At 62.9% G+C, this 18,646-nt stretch carries 17 protein-coding genes; 2 read left to right on the top strand and 15 right to left on the bottom strand.

Going from position 1 to position 18,646, the window contains the following annotated elements; translation table 11 throughout:
* Positions 1 to 44: 44 nt before the first annotated feature.
* Together gloA and CWI66_RS08650 are read right to left on the bottom strand one after the other, a co-directional pair.
* Positions 45 to 485 (bottom strand): lactoylglutathione lyase, encoded by a 441-nt coding sequence (gene gloA, locus CWI66_RS08655; protein ID WP_081136697.1) that lies wholly within the window; start codon positions 483 to 485, stop codon positions 45 to 47.
* A 55-nt stretch (positions 486 to 540) separates the two neighbouring features.
* Positions 541 to 996: a DUF411 domain-containing protein gene (locus tag CWI66_RS08650; protein WP_170919445.1), complete on the bottom strand. Its 456-nt coding sequence runs from the start codon at positions 994 to 996 to the stop codon at positions 541 to 543.
* Positions 997 to 1,071: 75 nt separating this feature from the next.
* Here CWI66_RS08650 and CWI66_RS08645 point away from each other — a divergent pair, with 75 nt between their 5' ends.
* Positions 1,072 to 2,151, top strand: coding sequence for a metal-dependent hydrolase (locus CWI66_RS08645; protein ID WP_081136701.1), 1,080 nt, complete (start codon positions 1,072 to 1,074; stop codon positions 2,149 to 2,151).
* A gap of 30 nt (positions 2,152 to 2,181) precedes the next feature.
* Here CWI66_RS08645 and CWI66_RS08640 read toward each other — a convergent pair whose 3' ends face one another.
* From CWI66_RS08640 to rho, 8 genes are all read right to left on the bottom strand, one after another.
* Positions 2,182 to 2,910, bottom strand: coding sequence for an MliC family protein (locus CWI66_RS08640; protein ID WP_081195141.1), 729 nt, complete (start codon positions 2,908 to 2,910; stop codon positions 2,182 to 2,184).
* 14 nt (positions 2,911 to 2,924) lie between these two features.
* Positions 2,925 to 3,437: a DUF3087 family protein gene (locus tag CWI66_RS08635; RefSeq protein ID WP_016915024.1), complete on the bottom strand. Its 513-nt coding sequence runs from the start codon at positions 3,435 to 3,437 to the stop codon at positions 2,925 to 2,927.
* Between the two features lie 63 nt (positions 3,438 to 3,500).
* Positions 3,501 to 4,565, bottom strand: a complete 1,065-nt coding sequence (locus CWI66_RS08630; RefSeq protein WP_100731452.1) for a 3-deoxy-7-phosphoheptulonate synthase — start codon at positions 4,563 to 4,565, stop codon at positions 3,501 to 3,503.
* Positions 4,566 to 4,904: 339 nt separating this feature from the next.
* Complete coding sequence (locus tag CWI66_RS17995; protein ID WP_157808961.1) at positions 4,905 to 5,057, bottom strand: hypothetical protein; 153 nt, start codon at positions 5,055 to 5,057, stop codon at positions 4,905 to 4,907.
* A 143-nt stretch (positions 5,058 to 5,200) separates the two neighbouring features.
* Positions 5,201 to 5,329, bottom strand: a complete 129-nt coding sequence (locus CWI66_RS18570) for a hypothetical protein (RefSeq protein ID WP_016915027.1) — start codon at positions 5,327 to 5,329, stop codon at positions 5,201 to 5,203.
* 66 nt (positions 5,330 to 5,395) lie between these two features.
* Entirely contained in the window at positions 5,396 to 6,175 is a 780-nt protein-coding gene (locus CWI66_RS08620) for an NAD(P)H-flavin reductase (protein ID WP_100731451.1), read from the bottom strand.
* Between the two features lie 41 nt (positions 6,176 to 6,216).
* Entirely contained in the window at positions 6,217 to 7,710 is a 1,494-nt protein-coding gene (gene ubiD / locus CWI66_RS08615; RefSeq protein ID WP_100731450.1) for a 4-hydroxy-3-polyprenylbenzoate decarboxylase, read from the bottom strand.
* 61 nt (positions 7,711 to 7,771) lie between these two features.
* Entirely contained in the window at positions 7,772 to 9,031 is a 1,260-nt protein-coding gene (gene rho, locus CWI66_RS08610) for a transcription termination factor Rho (protein WP_016915030.1), read from the bottom strand.
* A gap of 415 nt (positions 9,032 to 9,446) precedes the next feature.
* Between rho and ppx the strand changes: the two genes are divergently transcribed.
* The gene (ppx, locus tag CWI66_RS08605) at positions 9,447 to 10,991 is read left to right on the top strand and encodes an exopolyphosphatase (protein WP_081195135.1); all 1,545 of its coding nucleotides are present in this window, start codon (positions 9,447 to 9,449) and stop codon (positions 10,989 to 10,991) included.
* On the opposite strand, the gene tilS is transcribed toward ppx, so the two are convergent.
* From tilS to lpxB, 5 genes are all read right to left on the bottom strand, one after another.
* Positions 10,988 to 12,283 (bottom strand): tRNA lysidine(34) synthetase TilS, encoded by a 1,296-nt coding sequence (tilS, locus tag CWI66_RS08600; protein ID WP_100731449.1) that lies wholly within the window; start codon positions 12,281 to 12,283, stop codon positions 10,988 to 10,990. The two genes, ppx and tilS, sit on opposite strands and share 4 nt — an antisense overlap.
* Positions 12,264 to 13,220: an acetyl-CoA carboxylase carboxyl transferase subunit alpha gene (gene accA, locus CWI66_RS08595; RefSeq protein ID WP_016915033.1), complete on the bottom strand. Its 957-nt coding sequence runs from the start codon at positions 13,218 to 13,220 to the stop codon at positions 12,264 to 12,266. Before accA ends, tilS begins: the two co-directional genes overlap by 20 nt.
* Positions 13,221 to 13,315: 95 nt before the next feature.
* Complete coding sequence (gene dnaE, locus CWI66_RS08590; RefSeq protein ID WP_100731448.1) at positions 13,316 to 16,819, bottom strand: DNA polymerase III subunit alpha; 3,504 nt, start codon at positions 16,817 to 16,819, stop codon at positions 13,316 to 13,318.
* Between the two features lie 40 nt (positions 16,820 to 16,859).
* Positions 16,860 to 17,477 carry a ribonuclease HII gene (gene rnhB / locus CWI66_RS08585; RefSeq protein WP_016915035.1) on the bottom strand — a complete coding sequence of 206 codons (618 nt, stop codon included), beginning with the start codon at positions 17,475 to 17,477 and terminating at the stop codon, positions 16,860 to 16,862.
* Positions 17,467 to 18,642: a lipid-A-disaccharide synthase gene (gene lpxB, locus CWI66_RS08580; RefSeq protein ID WP_100731447.1), complete on the bottom strand. Its 1,176-nt coding sequence runs from the start codon at positions 18,640 to 18,642 to the stop codon at positions 17,467 to 17,469. The genes rnhB and lpxB overlap by 11 nt, the downstream gene beginning before the upstream one ends.
* Between the last annotated feature and the right edge of the window lie 4 nt (positions 18,643 to 18,646).

Genomic DNA, 18,646 nt, shown 5'->3' with positions numbered 1-18,646 from the left:
GTATTACGATAGTGTGCTTTCACCTTGCGTGTGCTCCTGCTCATTCACCAGCTGCCGCTGTTTTCCATGGATGCCCAAGGCTCTTGCGGTGCCAGGGCATCGCCTTTTTGCAGCAGTTCGATGGAGATGCCATCCGGCGACTTCACGAACGCCATATAGCCGTCCCGAGGCGGACGATTGATGGTGACGCCATTGTCCTGCAGCTTCTGGCACAGGTCGTAGATGTTCTCGACACGGTAAGCCAGGTGACCGAAATTGCGCCCGCCGGTGTACTCCTCGGGGTCCCAGTTGTAGGTCAGTTCCAGCTCGGGTGCCGTCAGGCGCTCCGAGCGAGCTTCATCGTCCGGCGCGGCCAGGAATATCAGCGTAAAACGCCCTTTCTCGTTCTCTTTACGGCGTACTTCCTTGAGGCCTAGCAGATCGCAGTAGAAGTGCAGCGAAGCATCCAGGTCCTGGACGCGCACCATGGTATGTAGAAATTGCATTGAGTCGTCTCTCTCTGGTCAAGTGCAGCGCCAGTGGGTCAGCGCTAACCCTTTGCTATGGTTGAAGATACTCGCTAAAGATAGCAGGCGGACGCGCATCGTGGGTGAATCCGAGCACCGCGTAGTCGTCTACCCTGCCGGTTTCCATGCCCGGTGAACCATGCGGCATACCGGGTACGGCCAGGCCAGCAATGGCCGGGCGCTCCTCCAGCAGGCGCTGAATGTCAGCCGCTGGCACGTGGCCCTCGATGACATAGCCCTCTACCAGCGCCGTATGACAGGACGCCAGCTCAGGGGTAACGCCATGCTCTATCTTGATGGTGCGCACACCATCATGGCGGTGGTGGTCGACCTCGAAGCCAGCCTCTTCCAGGTGGCTTACCCAGTCGCTGCAACAGCCGCAGTGGGGGTCACTGTGTACCTCGATCACGGGAGCGGCCTGTGCAAACGACAACGATACCGCCAGCCCTGCTATCATCGACAGCGGCATTATTAGACGTTTTTTCGACATTTCATCACCATCACTGAAGATCTGTATAATACTAACACCATCACGCGATAGACGGGACGACCCCGGGAGGCATCAGTGGATTCGATTACACAGGCGGCGTTGGGTGCCGCTGTGGGCGGCGCAATATTGGGGCGCCGCTGGGGCCGCAAGGCCATCGTGGTGGGCGCACTACTCGGCACACTGCCCGACCTGGACGTAGTGCTGGACTACGGCGATGCCGTGGCCAATGTCACCGAGCACCGTGGCTTCAGCCATTCGCTGTTCGTCCTGACGGGGCTGGGTACTCTGCTGGCTCTCCTGACCGCCTACCGCTGGCCCGCCACGCAGCAGCGCCCCGTTCACCTGCGCCACTGGTGGTGGTTCTACGTCCTCTGCCTGACCACCCACCCACTGCTGGACGCCCTGACCACCTACGGCACCCAACTGTTCTGGCCGCTGGACGTGCCCCCGGCTGCGTGGCCGATCGTGTTCATTATCGATCCGCTTTATACACTGCCCCTGCTGCTGGCCTTGATCATTGGCGCCTCGACCCACAAGGTGCAAAAAGCGTGTCGCGTGGGCCTGGCGGTGTCCAGCGCCTACTTGCTGCTGGCCGCCGGCGCCAAGTGGCACGTCGAGCAGCGCCTGGCCCCCGCCCTGGCTGAGGCCAACCTGCAGCAGGCGCCGGTAATCGTGCAGCCCACCCCCTTCAATATTGCCCTATGGCGCGCCACGATCATTGACGACGATCACTACTACGAAAGCTTGATCAGCGTGTTCGACCGCCAGCGCACACCCACGCTGGAGCCCTTGCGGCGTAACGTGGCACTGGAAAGCGCGGCCCTTGGCAACCCCAAAGGGGAGCGCCTGGCCTGGTTCACGGGGCCATTCCTGCGCTACGAGATCCGCCAGATCGATGGCGTCGATACGCTAATCGCCACCGACATTCGTCTCGGGTTCCCCGGCTTTCACCCCTTCAACTTCACCCTGGCCACCCGGGAAGATGAGCGCTGGGTACCGCTGGAGGTCAGCGAGCAGGTCAGCACTCCACGCGGGCTGGAGCTGGAAACCCTGGCGCGCCTGGCGTCACGGGCAGGCGGCGATATTTCGGCACTCTGCGCCACTGACTTCGTCGACCCTCAATGGCGCACCGAGCCGTTTCTTTATCGCTGCTGACCCCGCATAAAGGGAAGTTCAGAGTTGTGGTCAGGGCGCAATGCCCTGGCCACACCCCTTGTACTGTTCGCCGCCGATACTGACCGTGACACGGGCAGGGTACGGCTGGCCTTTCATGTCGTCAAAACAGGCCCCTGACTCGATCCTTACCCGGAAAAACGACTCGGCATCGGCGTTTTCGATCACCACACGACCCGCGGCGTTATCCATGACGCTGACCATATAAGGCAGCGTGCTCGTTTCATTGCCGTACTGCGTGGTCCAGGTCATGACCGGTGCGTCATGGGCCAGCTCGATACTCCAGCCGGGCTCGTTGCCTCGCGCCAGGAACATGACGCCCGGATGTGCCGCACGGGTGGCCGCAGCGCGTGCCAACCCCTGCTGGCACTGCAACTGGCCCCGCGGCGTCTCTACCTGGGCCTGCTCGCCACGGTTCCAGAAACTGATCTCGCCATCCTGATAACGCGCACCACTGGCCACCACGGCCTGCGGCAAACGCCAGGCACCGTGCAGCGACCACAAGCGCAATTCGTCGCCATTCAAGGCGGTGACCAGATCCTGATGAGCCGGCTGGCAATGCCAGGCCTGGAACTGCTCCGCACTGCCGGGAAACAGTGCAGAAGGCAACAAGGGCGCGGTGCTATGCACCGTGGTGCGGGTGGGGGTATCCGCCGCAGGTGGGGTGCTAGCACAGCCTGCCAGCAGGGCCACCGAGGCCATGGCCAACAGCGGACGAAAGGTAATGGGCTTGGCGATCATGAGGCAGGTTCCCGTTATGACGGTTTGAAGGCGCTGAGATCGTGCGGATCGAAAGACGTTACCTCTGCGGGCAAACCGAGCGCTTCGCGCCGGACCTTGACCTGCATTTTTTCGGCCAGCCGCTCGGCATCGTCATCGGTGGTGCGGCCGTTCAGCTCGGCCAGTTGCGACATGCCCTGGTGATAAAAGGTCAGGATATCCAGCGCCAGGCGATTGTCCTCTTCTACCCCACGACGCAGCGGCTGCAGATAGCTGCTGATGCGCGACAGGTGATGCTTGAGCTGCCAGACATAGCGCATCTCCACCATCCAGGGCCGCTCACGCAGGGCCGCAAACATGGCGCTGGTCGCCAGCAGGCCCAGCAGCACCCCGAGGGCATTCAGCCAGAAGCTGCTGCCGAAAGTCGCGGTCAGCAGCATGGAGAACAGCAGGCCGAACACCACCAGCTGCCCTGCCATGATGATGCTGATGATGCGCGCCTTGCGCCGATAGGTATCTGGATCGTGGTGCTCAAGGGTAAAGGCCATGGCCAACCTCGTTATCGAAAGGAACCTCTTATGATACGGGGCTGACCAGGTCAGTCAACGCGCTCAGGCCAGCTGTTCGGCGGCGCTCTTCAGCAGCCGCTCGGTGGTCTCCCAACCCACGCAGGCATCGGTGACCGAGACGCCATAGCGCAGTTGGCCCGGGCTCAGCGGCTGCTTGCCTTCGACCAGATGGCTCTCCAGCATCAGCGCGACCAGGCGGGCCTCGCCTGCCTGGCGCTGCGCCAGTACCTCCCGCATGACCTCGCTTTGCCGACGATGATCCTTGCGGGCGTTGGCATGGCTGCAGTCCACCATCAGGCGCGGGTTCTGCCCCGCACGTTGCAGCGTGTCGATGGCCGCCTGCACGTGGTGGGCCTGATAATTGGGCTCGCCGTGCCCGCCGCGCAACACCACATGGGTGTGCGGGTTACCGGCGGTTTCCTGCATGATGGGGCGCCCCTGGCGGTCCATGGCAAACCGCTGATGGGCGTGCGCCGCAGCCTGCATGGCGTCGATGGCCACCTGCACATCGCCACTAGTGGCGTTCTTGAAACCCACCGCGGCGGTCAGGTCACTGGCCAGCTCCCGGTGCAGCTGGGACTCCGTGGTCCGCGCGCCAATCGCCACCCAGCTCAGCAGGTCATCCAGGTAAGGCGCCAGCATGGGCTGCAACAGCTCGGTCGCCACCGGCAAACCGCGAGAGGCCACCGCATGCATCAACTCCCGCGACAGGGCAATTCCATGAGGCATGTCACCGCTGCCATCCAGGTGCGGGTCGTAGGCCAGTCCCTTCCAGCCCACCGTGGTACGCGGCTTCTCCACGTAGACACGCATGACCGGCAGGATATGCTGGCCAATGTCCTCGCTGAGCGCCGCCAGGCGGTCGGCATACTCCAGTGCGGCATCCGGGTCGTGAATGGAGCAAGGCCCGACCACCACCAGCAGGCGGTCATCCTGGCCATTCAAAATACGCTGCACTGCACGCTGCTGCTCGGCAATCTGTACGGCCAACGGGGCACTGATGGCAATGCGCTGGCGCAGCTCAGCGGGCAACGGCAAGGGCGTGGAGGACAAGGAGACGTGGTCGTCTGCCAGGGGCGTGCATTGGGGGGCAATAGGGGCATTCATGGGTCAACTCTCCGAGATCGTGGGACACAGCGCTAAACATCGCAATCCTTCCTTGCCACCCAGGCAAGCACGATCGGAGGTGGCAGCTTGCACCGACCGCGCGTCACTAAATCGCCAGCCATAGCCATAGCCGATATAACGGAAGGCCTGGGGGCTAACGATTGCGCGGTTGCGGTAAGACATGGTGCAGCTCCTGTGTTGCATTGAATGAAAACCCGTGGCCCGTTCAGGCCAGCCTGGCTGACCGCAGCGTAAAACGAAAAAAGCCTCGGTGGGGTAACCCACCGAGGCTTTTTGCATGCGGCAGGTCACCTGTGCGGTGTGCCTGCCGACCCGACATCAGGCGTCGGCCAGCGGCACACCCTGGCTAAACCAATACGCTGCATAATAAACGGGCTGGAAAGACGCGACGCTCAGCGACGTATTCGCCCACGCGCCCACCACCGTTTCCGGTTGGCGCTGGCGGCGGTCTGAACACGCAGCATGATGCATGGCGGCTTCCTCATGAAAAGTCATAACGACGATACTGCTTAATCCTGCCTGCCAAAACGCCAAATGGCAACCCGCCATTCGAGGTTCTTCATGCAAGATTTTCCATTCAAGGGGCTGGCCTGTCCGTCAGGCCAGCGGCAGCCTCAGTTACTGAAGGCCTGAATCCAGCCGATGGTGGCGGGCAGCGCACTCATGCTGACCAGCACGACGATGCCCAGCACGATAGGCAACAGTCCGGATTCATCTTTGAAGTCTTCATCATGATGGGCCATATAGCCTCCTCGTCAAGGGTCTACAGGCGGCTCTTGCCGCTCTATTGCTTACGTCGGTGGATCATTCTAGTGAGGGCGTGGAGCGTAGGCAAACACATCCGAGAACATACGCTCACTGCTCGCGCCCAGCCGCTCCAGCACATCGACGCAGGCGTACACCATGCCCGGCGAACCAGAGAGGTAAATATCGCAGCCTTCCGGCGTGCCCAGCGTTTTTTCCAGCGCCTTCACCAACTGGCTCTCCAGCACCAGGTCGACCCGCCCCTGATGGTGGTGAATACGCTCGCCAGCAGCGAGAGGTTCGGTCAGCGGAAACTCGGTCACCGCATGGAACGACAGCTGCTCGGCCTGTTGAGCCCACTGGCATGCCAGATCTTCGGCATACAGGTCGCGGTGCTCGCGGTTCGCCCACCACAGCGATATCGGCCGCTGTGGCTGGTCACGCAGGGCCGCCTCGACGATGGCTTTCATCTGCGCGAACCCGGTTCCTGCGGCGATCAGCAGCAGGGGGCGTTCACTCTGCCCATCCAGCACACAGTCACCGCTGGGCAGGCGTACGGTCAGCTGGTTGGCCACCTGTAGCAACTGGCGTAAGCGGCGGGAGTTCTCGCGCTCGGGCCAGTGCTGGATCTGCAGTTCCAGGCTGCCGTCGCCGCGGTCGGCGCTGGCAATCGAGAAAGGCACCCAGGTATCGTCGTCCAGCTTGAGTTCCAGGTACTGGCCGGGCGCATGCTGCATTGCCTCTGCGCGTCCGGCAAGCGCCACCCTGAAGACATCGGGATTGAGATCTTCAACGGCGGTCACCTGGCAGGTCAGCGTTTTACACGTTGACGTATTAACGCTCATGAAAGCCTCTTTTTGGCAAATCGTTCAGTCCCACGGCAGCACTAGCCGTGTCGCGGTGCGGGCAGGGGAATATCGATACCCAGCTCTTCCCAACGCTGGTCGACGCGGATCTTGATGGCATCGTCCATCACGATGGGCGTTCCCCACTCTCGGTCGGTTTCCCCGGGCCACTTGTTGGTGGCGTCCAGGCCCATCTTGGAGCCCAGTCCGGAAACCGGCGAGGCAAAGTCCAGGTAGTCGATGGGGGTGTTCTCGACCATCACCGTGTCCCGGGCCGGGTCCATGCGGGTGGTGATTGCCCACATGACGTCTTCCCAGTTACGAGCATCCACATCGTCGTCCAGCACGATCACGAATTTGGTGTACATGAACTGACGCAAAAAGCTCCACACCCCCATCATCACCCGCTTGGCATGGCCCGGATACTGCTTCTTCATGGTGACCACCGCCATGCGGTAGGAGCAGCCTTCCGGCGGCAGGTAGAAATCGACGATTTCGGGGAACTGCTTGCACAGGATCGGCACGAACACCTCGTTGAGCGCCACGCCTAGAATGGCGGGCTCATCGGGCGGACGCCCCGTGTACGTAGAATGGTAGATCGCGTCGCGGCGCATGGTCATGCGCGTCACGGTAAACACCGGGAACCGGTCTACTTCGTTGTAGTAGCCGGTGTGGTCGCCGAAGGGGCCTTCCGGGGCCATGTCGTCGGGGTAGATGAACCCTTCCAGCATGATTTCGGCGGAGGCAGGCACGTCCAGCTCGGCATGGCCGCACTTGACCAGCTCGGTGCGCGACCCGCGCAGCAGCCCGGCAAACGCGTACTCCGAGAGCGAATCGGGCACCGGGGTGACCGCCCCCAGGATCGTGGCGGGGTCTGCCCCCAAAGCCACGGCCACGGGGAAGGGCTCGCCAGGATGCGCCTTCTGGAATTCCAGAAAGTCCAGCGCGCCCCCACGATGGGAGAGCCAACGCATGATCAGCCGGTTCTTGCCGATCTTTTGCTGGCGGTAGATCCCCAGGTTCTGACGTTTCTTGTGCGGCCCTTTGGTGATCACCAGCGGCCAGGTCACCAGCGGCGCTGCATCACCCGGCCAGCAGTGCTGAATGGGCAGGCGGTCCAGGTCTACGTCGTCACCTTCGTAGACCACTTCCTGGACCGGGGCGCGTTTGACGTTCTTCGGCCCCATGCTGAGCACCTGCTTGAAGATCGGCAGCTTCTCCCAGGCATCCTTCAGCCCTTTGGGCGGGTCAGGCTCCTTCAGAAACGCCAGCAGTTTGCCGACTTCCCGCAGGGCTTCTACCGACTCCTGCCCCATGCCCAGCGCAACACGCTTGGGCGTACCAAACAGGTTGCCCAACAGGGGCATGTCGTGACCTTTGACATTTTCGAACAGCAGTGCCGGGCCACCGGCACGCAGCGTACGGTCACAGATTTCGGTAATTTCAAGGTAGGGGTCAACTTCGGCGGTAATGCGCTTGAGCTCACCTTGAGCTTCCAGCGCTGCTATGAAATCGCGCAAGTCGTTGTACTTCAAGGTCCTCTCCTCAACCCGGATATCGGTCGCCGCGTAGCGGGTGGCGCCACCATGCAGCGCCTTAACGGCGCTTCATTGCCTCGAAGAATTCCAGATTCGTCTTGGTATCTTTAAGACGGTCGATCAGGAACTCGGTCGCGGCCGTATCTTCCATCGGGTTGAGCAGCTTGCGCAGAATCCACATGCGCTGCATTTCGTCTTCCGACGCCAGCAGGTCTTCGCGACGCGTGCCGCTGCGACGAATGTTGATGGCCGGGAAGACGCGCTTTTCGGCCAGCTTGCGGTCCAGGTGGGCTTCCATGTTGCCGGTACCCTTGAACTCTTCGAAGATGACTTCGTCCATCTTGGAGCCGGTGTCGACCAGCGCCGTGGCGATGATCGTCAGGCTGCCGCCCTCTTCGATGTTACGCGCCGCACCAAAGAACCGCTTGGGCTTCTCCAGCGCGTGGGCATCGACACCACCGGTCAGTACCTTGCCAGAGCTGGGCACCACGGTGTTGTAGGCCCGCGCCAGACGGGTGATGGAGTCGAGCAGAATCACCACGTCCTTCTTGTGCTCGACCAGCCGCTTGGCCTTCTCGATGACCATTTCGGCGACCTGAACGTGACGCGCCGGCGGCTCATCGAACGTCGAGGCCACGACTTCGCCACGCACGGTGCGCGACATCTCGGTGACTTCCTCCGGGCGCTCATCGATCAGCAGTACGATCAGATGACACTCGGGGTTGTTACGCGTGATGGAAGTGGCGATGTTCTGCAGCATCAGTGTCTTACCCGCCTTGGGGGGCGACACCAGCAAACCACGCTGCCCTTTGCCGATGGGCGCGGTCAGGTCGATGATACGTGCGGTGAGGTCTTCGGTGGAGCCGTTGCCGATCTCCATGCGCAGACGCTCGGTGGGAAACAGCGGCGTCAGGTTCTCGAAGAGAATCTTGTGCTTGGCGTTTTCCGGGCGGTCAAAGTTGATCTGACTCACCTTCAACAGGGCAAAGTAACGCTCACCCTCTTTCGGCGGACGGATCTTGCCAGAAATGGAGTCGCCCTTGCGCAGATTGAAACGACGAATCTGTGAAGGCGAGACGTAGATGTCGTCTGGCCCGGCAAGGTAAGAGCTATCCGCGCTACGCAGGAAGCCAAAGCCGTCCTGAAGAATTTCCAGCACACCGTCGCCATAGATATCCTCGCCACTTTTGGCATGTTTCTTGAGGATGGCGAAAATGATGTCCTGCTTGCGCGAACGGGCGAGGTTGTCGATACCCATCTCGCGGGCAATATCGAGCAGCTCGGGAACGGTTTTTTGCTTGAGTTCAGTGAGATTCATCGGTGTGTTAGAAAATTGCTCATGAAAGCTGGGCGACGAGCGCCGGGAATAAGACAGGAGGCGAGGCCTAAGTCATTAGGGCAAAGCGCCGAGTGATGCGTTCAGACTCCATCCAGGCACACGCTCGATTGATAAGTAGGGGCAGTCGCGTCGGCCATGATATAGCCATTAGCCGTAATTGGTGACCGCTGGGCGTGAGGGTAGGTTATCTGACGACTTGGACATCTGGCTGATGCCATCGGAATACGTATTGCTCGGGGTGCCGAGTCAACACGCTTGTCTGGACGTACAAGCCAACTCGGATCAGGCCAGTTACCCGATGGTAGTCAAGCCCCGCGACAAACGCAAGCCTTTGGCAATTGACAATAGTCAGAGGGCGCCGCAACCTTGGCATAGCCAACTTGAAGGATAGCTCATGCCCATGGACATTTCGCTCCCCACCGATGCGCCCAATAGCGAAGTCGACAGCGCTGCTCCCCAGCGCCTGGCCGCCATTGACCTGGGCTCCAACAGCTTTCATTTACTGGTCGCCAACTACCAGAATGAAAGGCTACAAGTCGTTGCCCGACAGGGCGAGAAGGTGCAGCTTGCCGCTGGCCTGGATGGCAATGGCTACCTTAGCGAAGCCGCCATGCAGCGCGCGCTGGATTGCCTGAGCCGTTTTGCACCCTTCCTGACCGACATAGAGGGTGCCAACCTGCGGGTGGTGGGCACCAACGCGCTTCGTGACGCCCACAATAGCCAGGACTTCATCGAACGCGCCGAAGCCCAGCTGGGCCACGCCATTGAAATCATTGCGGGACGTGAAGAGGCCCGGCTGATCTATCTGGGTGCCGCCCACGCCTTGGCCGAGAACGGTCGCCGTTTGATCGTCGACATTGGCGGGGGCTCCACGGAGTTCATCATTGGTGAAGCCTTCGAGCCCAGGGCGCTGGAGAGCCTGCGCATGGGCTGCGTAACGTTCAGCCAGCGCTTTTTTGCCGATGGCGAGATTACCGAAAAACGCATGCGCCGTGCCGAACTGGCGGCACTCTCGGAACTGGCCAATATCCAGCGGCCTTACCAGCGCCTGGGCTGGGATGATCCGGTGGGCTCCAGCGGCACGATCAAGGCTGCCGCCAGCGTTCTGTTCGCCTACGGCGATGCGCCCCAGGAAGGGGTGATTACCCGCAGCGGCCTGCAAAAGCTCAGAGAGCGGCTGGTAAAGTGCAAGCACCTGGACAAGGTCGAGCTGGAAGGCCTGAAAGCAGACCGCGCCCGGGTATTCCCGGCGGGCATCGCCATTCTCAATGCCGTGTTCGAAGCCTTCGACCTGCACCAGATGCGCTTTGCCGATGGCGCGCTGCGGGAAGGCGTGCTGTACGACATGGCCGGGCGCAACAGTGCCGAAGACACCCGCTCACGTACCCTGGAGCTGCTCAAGCGCACCTACGACGTGGATACCCGGCAAGCCGAGAACGTGGCCGACACCGCCAGGCGGCTGTTTGAACGTCTCCAATCGCCCTGGGGATTGAGCAACGAACAGGGGCATTTTCTGAACTGGGCCAGCCATGTCCACGAGATCGGGCTCGCCATTTCCCATAGCCAGTTCCATCGTCACGGCGCTTACTTACTGGAGCATTCGGATCTGGCCGGGTTTTCACGCCCGGAACAGCGCCTGCTGGCTTTTCTGGTGCGCGCCCATCGACGCAAGTTTCCGCTCAAGGAGTGGCAGGCACTGCCCGCTTCCCAACAGCCCACGGCGGGCAAGCTGGCTCGCCTGCTGCGTCTGGCGGTGCTGCTCAATCACTCTCGGCCCGAAAGCCCCCCGGCGCTGCCACACATCGTGGTCGACGACAGCGGCGAAGGTTTGGTGATCACGCTCCCCCAGAGCGATGAGCCTACCCTGCTGAGCACCGACCTGGAGCAGGAGCAGGGGCATATTGCAGGGGCGGGTTTCCTGCTGACGCTCGTCAGCTAGTCAGGACACCGCACCGCCACCCCCGCCGCCTGCCAGAGCACTCTGGCAGGCGGCTGCAAGATGGCCAGGCAGCGCTCCCCTTCCATCACTAGCAGCAGCCGCTGACGCTCCCAGGGGGGGATCGACTGCTCCTGCAGCCAGCGTTTCAGGTCACGTCGGCCACGCCCCGGCAGCACCAGCGTTTCTCCGCCCTGACGCCCACGCAGCACGAATGAGGCGCTAGCCGCATCTTGTGCTCCCGTTTTCACCTCGAGCGCCAGCGTGCCCAGCGGCGTCGCCAGACCTGCCCGGCCATCCCACTCCGCCTGCCAGCCATCCAGCGGTGCCTGCGGGGCCATCACGTAAAGCCCGCCCCGCCATACCCGCGCTTCTGCCCCGGGCCATATGATGTGCACACGCGCCTGAGCGGCAGCACTCAATTGCTCCAGCAGGCTGGCCAACCGCGCCAGTGGCGGCGTCGGTAACCCGTGTTGCTGGCACAGCGTCCGCACCAGCAGCCGTTGACGAGGAAGTGGTAGCGCGGCCAGGGCATGGGCGTCAATACAGCCGGGCGACAGCGCCAAACCGGCCAGCTCCTCGGCGGCGTAGCTGGACAGTAGCCCATCGGCCTCTCCCGCCCAGGCGGCACTGCGGGCCAACGCCTGGGCGGCCCCGGGCCAACGCTGGCCGAGCACGGGCAGCACGGCGTGGCGCAGGTAGTTGCGATCGTAGCAGGTATCCTGATTGGTGGGGTCCTCGCACCACGCCAGCCCCTCCTGCCGAGCAGCCTCGCGCAGTTGGTCTCGCCGAACGCTCAGCCACGGGCGCAGCAGCACACGGCCCTGCCACTCGCGGCGCCAAGGCATGCCAGCCAACCCACGAATACCGCTTCCGCGCAGCGCTGCCAACAGCCAGGTCTCTGCCTGATCATCCTGATGCTGGCCCAGCCACAGCGTGTCGCCGGGGGCGAGGTGCTCGAGAAAAGCCTGATAGCGCGCACGCCGGGCAGCGCCTTCGATACCCTCCCCCTGCGGTTCGACGCTGACCCGCGCCACGCTGAGCGGGACGCCGAGCCGCTGGCAAAGCGCTGCACAGTGGGCTTCGAAGTCGGCGGCGGCAGGCTGCAAACCATGGTGAACGTGCAGCGCACGCAGGCTGCGTCCACGCCGCTGGCAGGCCCTTGCGGCCAGAGTCAGCAGCAGCGAGGAGTCCAGCCCGCCCGAGAGCGCTACCCAAACGCAACGCCCCGGCGGGGTCTCCGCCAGGGCGTCGTCGAGCAGCGCGAGCAGTGCGTCAGGCGGCAGGGGCGCCATAGCTCATCAGGCGTGCGTAGCGGCGCTCCAGCAGCGCCTCATGGTCCAGCGCCTGGAGCCTTTCGAGGCTTGCGCTCAGCGCTTCCTTGACCCGCTCTGCGGTGGTCACGGGATGACGGTGGGCGCCGCCCAGCGGCTCCTTGATCAGCGAGTCCACGAACCCCAGCTCCTTGAGGCGCTCGGCCGTGATGCCCATGGCCTGAGCCGCGTCGGAGGCTTTCTCGGCACTCTTCCACAAAATGGAGGCGCAGCCTTCCGGAGAGATGACCGAGTAGGTGGAGTACTGCAGCATGTGCAGCTCGTCACACACGCCTATCGCCAGGGCACCACCGGAGCCACCCTCCCCGACCACCGTGGAGATGATCGGCGTTTTCAACCGCGACATGACGGCCAGGTTATAGGCGATGGCTTCGGACTGGCCACGCTCTTCGGCATCGATGCCGGGGTAGGCGCCGGGAGTGTCGATGAAGGTGAGAATGGGCATCTTGAAGCGCTCGGCCATCTCCATCAAACGGCACGCCTTGCGGTAGCCTTCCGGGCGCGGCATGCCGAAGTTGCGGCGCACTTTCTCTTTGACGTCGCGGCCCTTCTGATGGCCAATGACCATGACCGGCGCATCGTTCAGACGAGCAACGCCACCGACCAGCGCCGCGTCGTCGGCGAAGTTGCGATCACCGTGCAGCTCGTCGAAGTCGGTAAAGATGTACTCCAGGTAATCCAGCGTATAGGGGCGCTGTGGGTGCCGCGATAGCTGGGAAACCTGCCAGGGGGTCAAGTCCTTGAAGATCGACTCTGTCAGCTTGCGGCTTTTCTCTTCCAGCCGGGCAATCTCGTCAGAGAGGTTCACTTGGCTGTCGGAGCTGACCAGACGCAGCTCTTCGATCTTTGCCTGGAGCTCGGCGACGGGCTGTTCAAAATCAAGATAATTTGGATTCATCGGCTCTGCCTGTAAGCTGCCTGTCATAAAAAGGCATTATCAAAACGCATCTCGGTTGGGGCCATTATCGCACCCTGACCCCGCCACGCAAGGGCTCAGCGATAGCGCAGCTGGACGCCCACCTGGCCCTGAACGTCACGCAGGGCCAATAGCAGGTCGTCGCTGGGGGCCACTTTCCACTCATCGGCCAGCTCCAGCCACCCTACGGCCTCGGGATGGCGGTACTGCAGCCTCACCGGCAGGCCTTCGCTATCCCGGTAAGGCGAGAGGCTGTCACGCAGGCTATCCACCAGGCGGCCATTGATCTGCCCGGCATCCAGCGCCAGCTCCACGGCCTGGCCATAGCGCACCCGGGCGGTGACCATCGGAGTGACGTCCTTGCCGCGCAGGCGCAGCCCGCCCGAGAAGTCATCGCTGGAGACTTCCCCCTCGACGATGATGACCTGATCCGACTCGATCTGACCGCGCAACTGGTCGAACAGCTCACCGAACAGCGACGCTTCGATACGCCCGGTGCGGTCGTCCAGCGTGATGAAGGCCATGGTGTCGCCACGCTTGGACTTCATGGTGCGCATGGCCACCACCAGCCCTGCCACCCGCTGGGGCTCGCGGGACGGCTTGAGGTCGCTGATGCGCGTAGAGACGAAGCGCTTGAGCTCGCGCTCGTACTCATCGATGGGGTGGCCGGTAAGGTAAAGCCCCAGGGTGTCTTTTTCACCCGAGAGACGCTCGCGGTCGGTCCACTCCCGGGCATGACGGTACTCGGCGTACACATCGCCGGCCTCTTCTTCGGCAGCAAACGCGTCACCGAACATGTCCAGCATGCCCAGATTCTGGTTGGCATGGTTCTGGGCGGCGGCCTTGAGGGCGTCTTCCATGGCGGCAGCCAGCACGGCACGGTTGGGCCCCAGGGTGTCCAGCGCCCCGGAGCGAATCAGCGCTTCCAGGGTGCGCTTGTTCATGCGCTTGGGGTCGATACGGCGGCAGAAATCGAACAGGTCCTTGAAGGGGCCATCGGCATTGCGTGCCTCGACGATGGCGCCAATCGGGCCTTCGCCCACGCCCCGGATGGCCCCCAGGCCGTACACCACACGGCCTTCGGTATCCACGGTGAACTTGTAGCCACCCACGTTGACATCCGGGGGTGTCACGGTGAGCTTCAGATGGCGGCACTCTTCGATCAGCGGCACCACCTTGTCCAGGTTGTCCATCTCGGTGGACATGACCGCCGCCATGAACGGGCCTGGGTAGTGGGCCTTCAGCCATGCGGTTTGGTAGGAGACCAGCGCGTAGGCCGCCGAGTGCGACTTGTTGAAGCCATAACCGGCGAATTTCTCCACCAGGTCGAAGATGTTGCCCGCGAGGTCCTTGTCGATGCCGTTGGCGGCACAGCCCTCCATGAAACCGGAGCGCTGCTTGGCCATCTCTTCGGGCTTTTTCTTGCCCATGGCCCGGCGCAGCATGTCTGCCTGGCCCAGGGTGTAGCCCGCCATCACCTGGGCAATCTGCATGACCTGTTCCTGGTACAGGATGATGCCGTAGGTCGGCGTCAGTACCGGTTTCAACAGCTCATGCTGGTAATCCGGGTGTGGATAAGAGACTTCCGCCCGACCATGCTTACGGTTGATGAAGTCATCCACCATACCCGACTGCAGCGGGCCCGGGCGGAACAGGGCCACCAGCGCGATCATGTCGTCCAGGGAGTCGGGCAGCAGCCGCTTGATCAGCTCCTTCATGCCGCGGGATTCGAGCTGGAACACCGCCGTGGTCTCTGCCCGCTTGAGCATTTCGAAGGTCTTGCTGTCGTCCAGCGGGATGGCATCGATATTGAGCGGGCCCTGGCCTGCGGCATCGCGTACCTTGTCCACCATCTCCAGCGCCCAGTCGATGATGGTGAGGGTCCGCAGCCCCAGGAAGTCGAACTTCACCAGCCCGGCGTCTTCGATGTCGTTCTTGTCGAACTGAACCACCAGCCCGGCGCCATCCTCGTCACACAGCAACGGCGAAAAATCGGTCAGCTTGGTGGGTGCGATGACCACGCCCCCCGCGTGCTTGCCGGTGCCCCGGGTGGTGCCCTCCAGCTTCAGGGCCATTTCCCAGATCTCTTCCGCCTCTTCGTCGTTGTCGATGAACTCCTTGAGGGCGGGCTCCTGCTCGATGGCCTTGGCCAGCGTCATGCCTACTTCGAACGGGATCAGCTTGGAGAGCTTGTCCCCCAGCGAGTAGGGCTTGCCCTGGGCACGGGCCACGTCACGCACCACGGCCTTGGCGGCCATGGTGCCGAAGGTGACGATCTGGGAGACCGCGTTGCGGCCATAGCGGTCGGCAACGTACTCGATGACCCGGTCGCGCTTCTCCATGCAGAAGTCGACATCGAAGTCGGGCATCGAAACACGCTCGGGGTTGAGGAAGCGTTCGAACAGCAGGTCGTAGCCAATCGGGTCCAGGTCGGTGATCTTCTGGGCGTAGGCCACCAGCGAGCCCGCGCCGGAACCCCGCCCAGGGCCAACGGGCACGCCGTTGTCCTTGGCCCACTGGATGAAGTCCATGACGATCAGGAAGTAGCCCGGAAAACCCATCTGGATGATGACGTTGAGCTCGAACTCCAGGCGGTCACGGTAGCGCTGCTCGATCTCACGGAAAGCATCGCCGTCGCGGGGGTACTCCTCGGCGGGAAACAGAAAGTCGAGCCGCTCGGTCAGGCCGTCATGGGAGACCTTGCGGAAGAACTCATCCTGGGTCATGCCTTCGGGGATGCCGAATTCCGGCAGGAATATCTCGCCCAGGCGCACATCCACGCTGCAGCGCTCGGCAATCATCACGCTGTTTTCCAGCGCTTCCGGAATGTCGGCAAACAGGGCCGCCATCTCTTCCGGGCTTTTCAGGTACTGCTCTTCGGTATAGCGGCGCTCGCGGCGCGGATCGTCCAGCGCCTTGCCTTCCCCGATGGCGACACGGGTTTCATGGGCCCAGTAATCGTCGCGGGCCAGAAAGCGTACGTCGTTGGTGGCCACCACCGGCGTGTTGGTCTCGATGGCCAGCTTGACGCTGGCGTGCACGCAGGCTTCTTCCAGCGGCCGCCCGGTGCGCACCAGCTCCAGGTAGAAACGGTCGGGAAAGGCCTGCTGCCACTCCTCCAGCAGTTGGCGCGCTTCACGCTCGTGTTCCGACAGCAAATGACGGCCAATATCGCCATCGCGGCCGCCGGACAGCGCAATCAGTCCGTCGCTCTGGTCCAGTACCCACTGCTTGTCGAGAATCGCCCGCCCCTGGCGCTGCCCGTGGGTCCACCCCTTGGAGATCAGCTCGGTGAGGTTGCGATAGCCGTCCTGATTCATGGCCAGCAGCGTCATGCGATACGGGTGCGCTTCATCGTGGGGATTGGCCAGCCACAAGTCGCTGCCGATGATGGGCTTGAGCCCCGCGCCTTGGGCTGCCTTGTAGAACTTCACCAGGCCAAACAGGTTGGTCTCGTCCGTCAGCGCCAGCGCGGGCATCCCCCGTTCAGCGGTGGTACTGACCAGCGGCTTGAGCTTGACCAGACCATCGACCAGGGAGTATTCACTGTGCAAACGAAGATGAACGAACGGAACCGTCATGAGACTCTCAGCATAAAGCGCAAATGAAAAAAAGACCGCGCTACAGCAGCGCTAGCTGACGCTGTACCGGCGCAAAGCTTTTGCGGTGTTCGGCCAGCGGACCATGGGCTTCCAGAGCCGCCAGGTGCTCTTTGGTTGGATAGCCCTTGTGGCGCGCAAAACCATACTCAGGATAGCGCAAATCCAGCTCGGCCATCTGGGCGTCCCTGGCCACCTTGGCCAGAATCGAGGCAGCGGCAATGGCAGGGTGGCGCGCATCGCCTTTGACGACGGCCTGGCCCGGCAAGGCGTGCCCCGGCAGCCGGTTGCCATCCACCAGCAGGTATTCGGCGGCGGGCATCAGGGCATCGATGGCGCGCCGCATGGCCAGGTGCGTGGCATGATAGATGTTGAGCGTGTCGATTTCGGCGGCGCTGGCCTCGGCCAACGCAAAGGCCAATGCCCGCTCCCGTATCTGCACGTCCAGCTGCTCCCGCTTGCGGGCCGTCAGCTTTTTCGAATCGGTCAAGCCTTCGATGGGCGCCTGGGGGTCGAGTATCACCGCTGCCGCCACCACGCTGCCGATCAGCGGGCCACGCCCTACTTCATCCACACCGGCCAGGTAGGGGCCGGTATAGGCCACTACCAGCGGAGGGTAATCACGGGAATCATTGGCCATCCGTCGCGGCCTCCAAGGGCTGACCCGCCGCCAGCGCCGCCACGGCCTGGGCAGCACGCTGGCTGGCATTGCGCTGTAGCGCGGCGTGCATCGCCGCAAAGCGCTCTTCCAGCGCCTGACGGGTGGAAGCTTCCTCCAGCAGCTCGCCCACCTGCTGGGCAATGGCCTCCGGCGAGGCGGCGTGCTGAATCAGCTCGGGAACCACACTCTCCTGGGCAATCAAGTTGGGCAACGAGATCCAGGCCGTCTTGACCAGCCGCTGGGCCAGCCAGTGGGTTGCGGGCGCCATCTTGTAGGCCACCACCATGGCCCGGTGGCACAGCATCGCTTCCAGAGCGGCCGTACCAGAGGTGAGCAGTACGGCGTCGCTGGCCACCATGGCTTCTCTTGCCTGGCCGTTCAGCAGCGTTACCGATGGGTGCAGCGCAGGGTAGCCGGACAGCAGCTCGGTAAGCTCCCGATGCCGCTGGGCAGTCGCCGCAGGGATCACGACCTGCAGATCAGGGTGGCGCTGGCAGAGCAGCGTGACCGCCGCCAGGAAGGTCGCCCCCATGAAGCGGACTTCATTGCCACGGGAGCCCGGCAGCAGCGCCAATACCGGCCCGTCGAGCTTTAACCCCAACGCTTCACGGGCCGCCTGACGGTCGTTGACCAGGGGCAGCTCGTCCGCCAGGGGGTGGCCCACGAACGCCACCGGCACGCGATGCTGACGGTAGAAGTCGGCCTCGAAGGGCAGCAGCGTCAGCATGCCATCCACCGCCTTGGCGATTTTCTTGACCCGCCCCTGGCGCCAGGCCCATACCGAAGGGCTGACGTAATGGGCCGTGGTCACGCCCGCTTCACGCAGCTGTTTCTCCAGCCCCGTGTTGAAATCGGGCGCATCGATGCCAATCATGATGTCCGGCTGCCAGGCCAGCGCGTCTTCCCGCAGGGTACGGCGTACGCGGATCAGCTCGGGAAGGTGCTTGAGCACCTCGACCAGCCCCATTACCGACAGCGTTTCCAGTGGAAAGCGGCTTTGCAGGCCCTGCGCTTCCATGCGGGGCCCGCCCATCCCGCGAAACTCCACGTCAGGATAGCGGGCACGCAGCTCACGCATGAGCCCCGCGCCCAGAATATCGCCAGAGAGTTCGCCTGCCACAAGGTATACGCGTTGCAGTGTCATGGAG

It is taken from the genome of Halomonas sp. 141 (genome assembly GCF_002810305.1).
Lineage (GTDB): Bacteria > Pseudomonadota > Gammaproteobacteria > Pseudomonadales > Halomonadaceae > Vreelandella > Vreelandella stevensii.
This window is presented reverse-complemented; position numbering and strand designations above follow the sequence as displayed.

What these genes read in the sequence shown, in the direction of transcription:
- rnhB (WP_016915035.1), bottom strand. Translation starts at nt 17,477, where the DNA reads ATGGCCAATGATTCCCGTGATTACCCTCCGCTGGTAGTGGCCTATACC.
- lpxB (WP_100731447.1), bottom strand. Translation starts at nt 18,642, where the DNA reads ATGACACTGCAACGCGTATACCTTGTGGCAGGCGAACTCTCTGGCGAT.
- gloA (WP_081136697.1), bottom strand. Translation starts at nt 485, where the DNA reads ATGCAATTTCTACATACCATGGTGCGCGTCCAGGACCTGGATGCTTCG.
- CWI66_RS08650 (WP_170919445.1), bottom strand. Translation starts at nt 996, where the DNA reads ATGTCGAAAAAACGTCTAATAATGCCGCTGTCGATGATAGCAGGGCTG.
- CWI66_RS08620 (WP_100731451.1), bottom strand. Translation starts at nt 6,175, where the DNA reads ATGAGCGTTAATACGTCAACGTGTAAAACGCTGACCTGCCAGGTGACC.
- ppx (WP_081195135.1), top strand. Translation starts at nt 9,447, where the DNA reads ATGCCCATGGACATTTCGCTCCCCACCGATGCGCCCAATAGCGAAGTC.
- CWI66_RS08640 (WP_081195141.1), bottom strand. Translation starts at nt 2,910, where the DNA reads ATGATCGCCAAGCCCATTACCTTTCGTCCGCTGTTGGCCATGGCCTCG.
- CWI66_RS08635 (WP_016915024.1), bottom strand. Translation starts at nt 3,437, where the DNA reads ATGGCCTTTACCCTTGAGCACCACGATCCAGATACCTATCGGCGCAAG.
- dnaE (WP_100731448.1), bottom strand. Translation starts at nt 16,819, where the DNA reads ATGACGGTTCCGTTCGTTCATCTTCGTTTGCACAGTGAATACTCCCTG.
- accA (WP_016915033.1), bottom strand. Translation starts at nt 13,220, where the DNA reads ATGAATCCAAATTATCTTGATTTTGAACAGCCCGTCGCCGAGCTCCAG.
- CWI66_RS17995 (WP_157808961.1), bottom strand. Translation starts at nt 5,057, where the DNA reads ATGCATCATGCTGCGTGTTCAGACCGCCGCCAGCGCCAACCGGAAACG.
- CWI66_RS18570 (WP_016915027.1), bottom strand. Translation starts at nt 5,329, where the DNA reads ATGGCCCATCATGATGAAGACTTCAAAGATGAATCCGGACTGTTGCCT.
- tilS (WP_100731449.1), bottom strand. Translation starts at nt 12,283, where the DNA reads ATGGCGCCCCTGCCGCCTGACGCACTGCTCGCGCTGCTCGACGACGCC.
- CWI66_RS08630 (WP_100731452.1), bottom strand. Translation starts at nt 4,565, where the DNA reads ATGAATGCCCCTATTGCCCCCCAATGCACGCCCCTGGCAGACGACCAC.
- rho (WP_016915030.1), bottom strand. Translation starts at nt 9,031, where the DNA reads ATGAATCTCACTGAACTCAAGCAAAAAACCGTTCCCGAGCTGCTCGAT.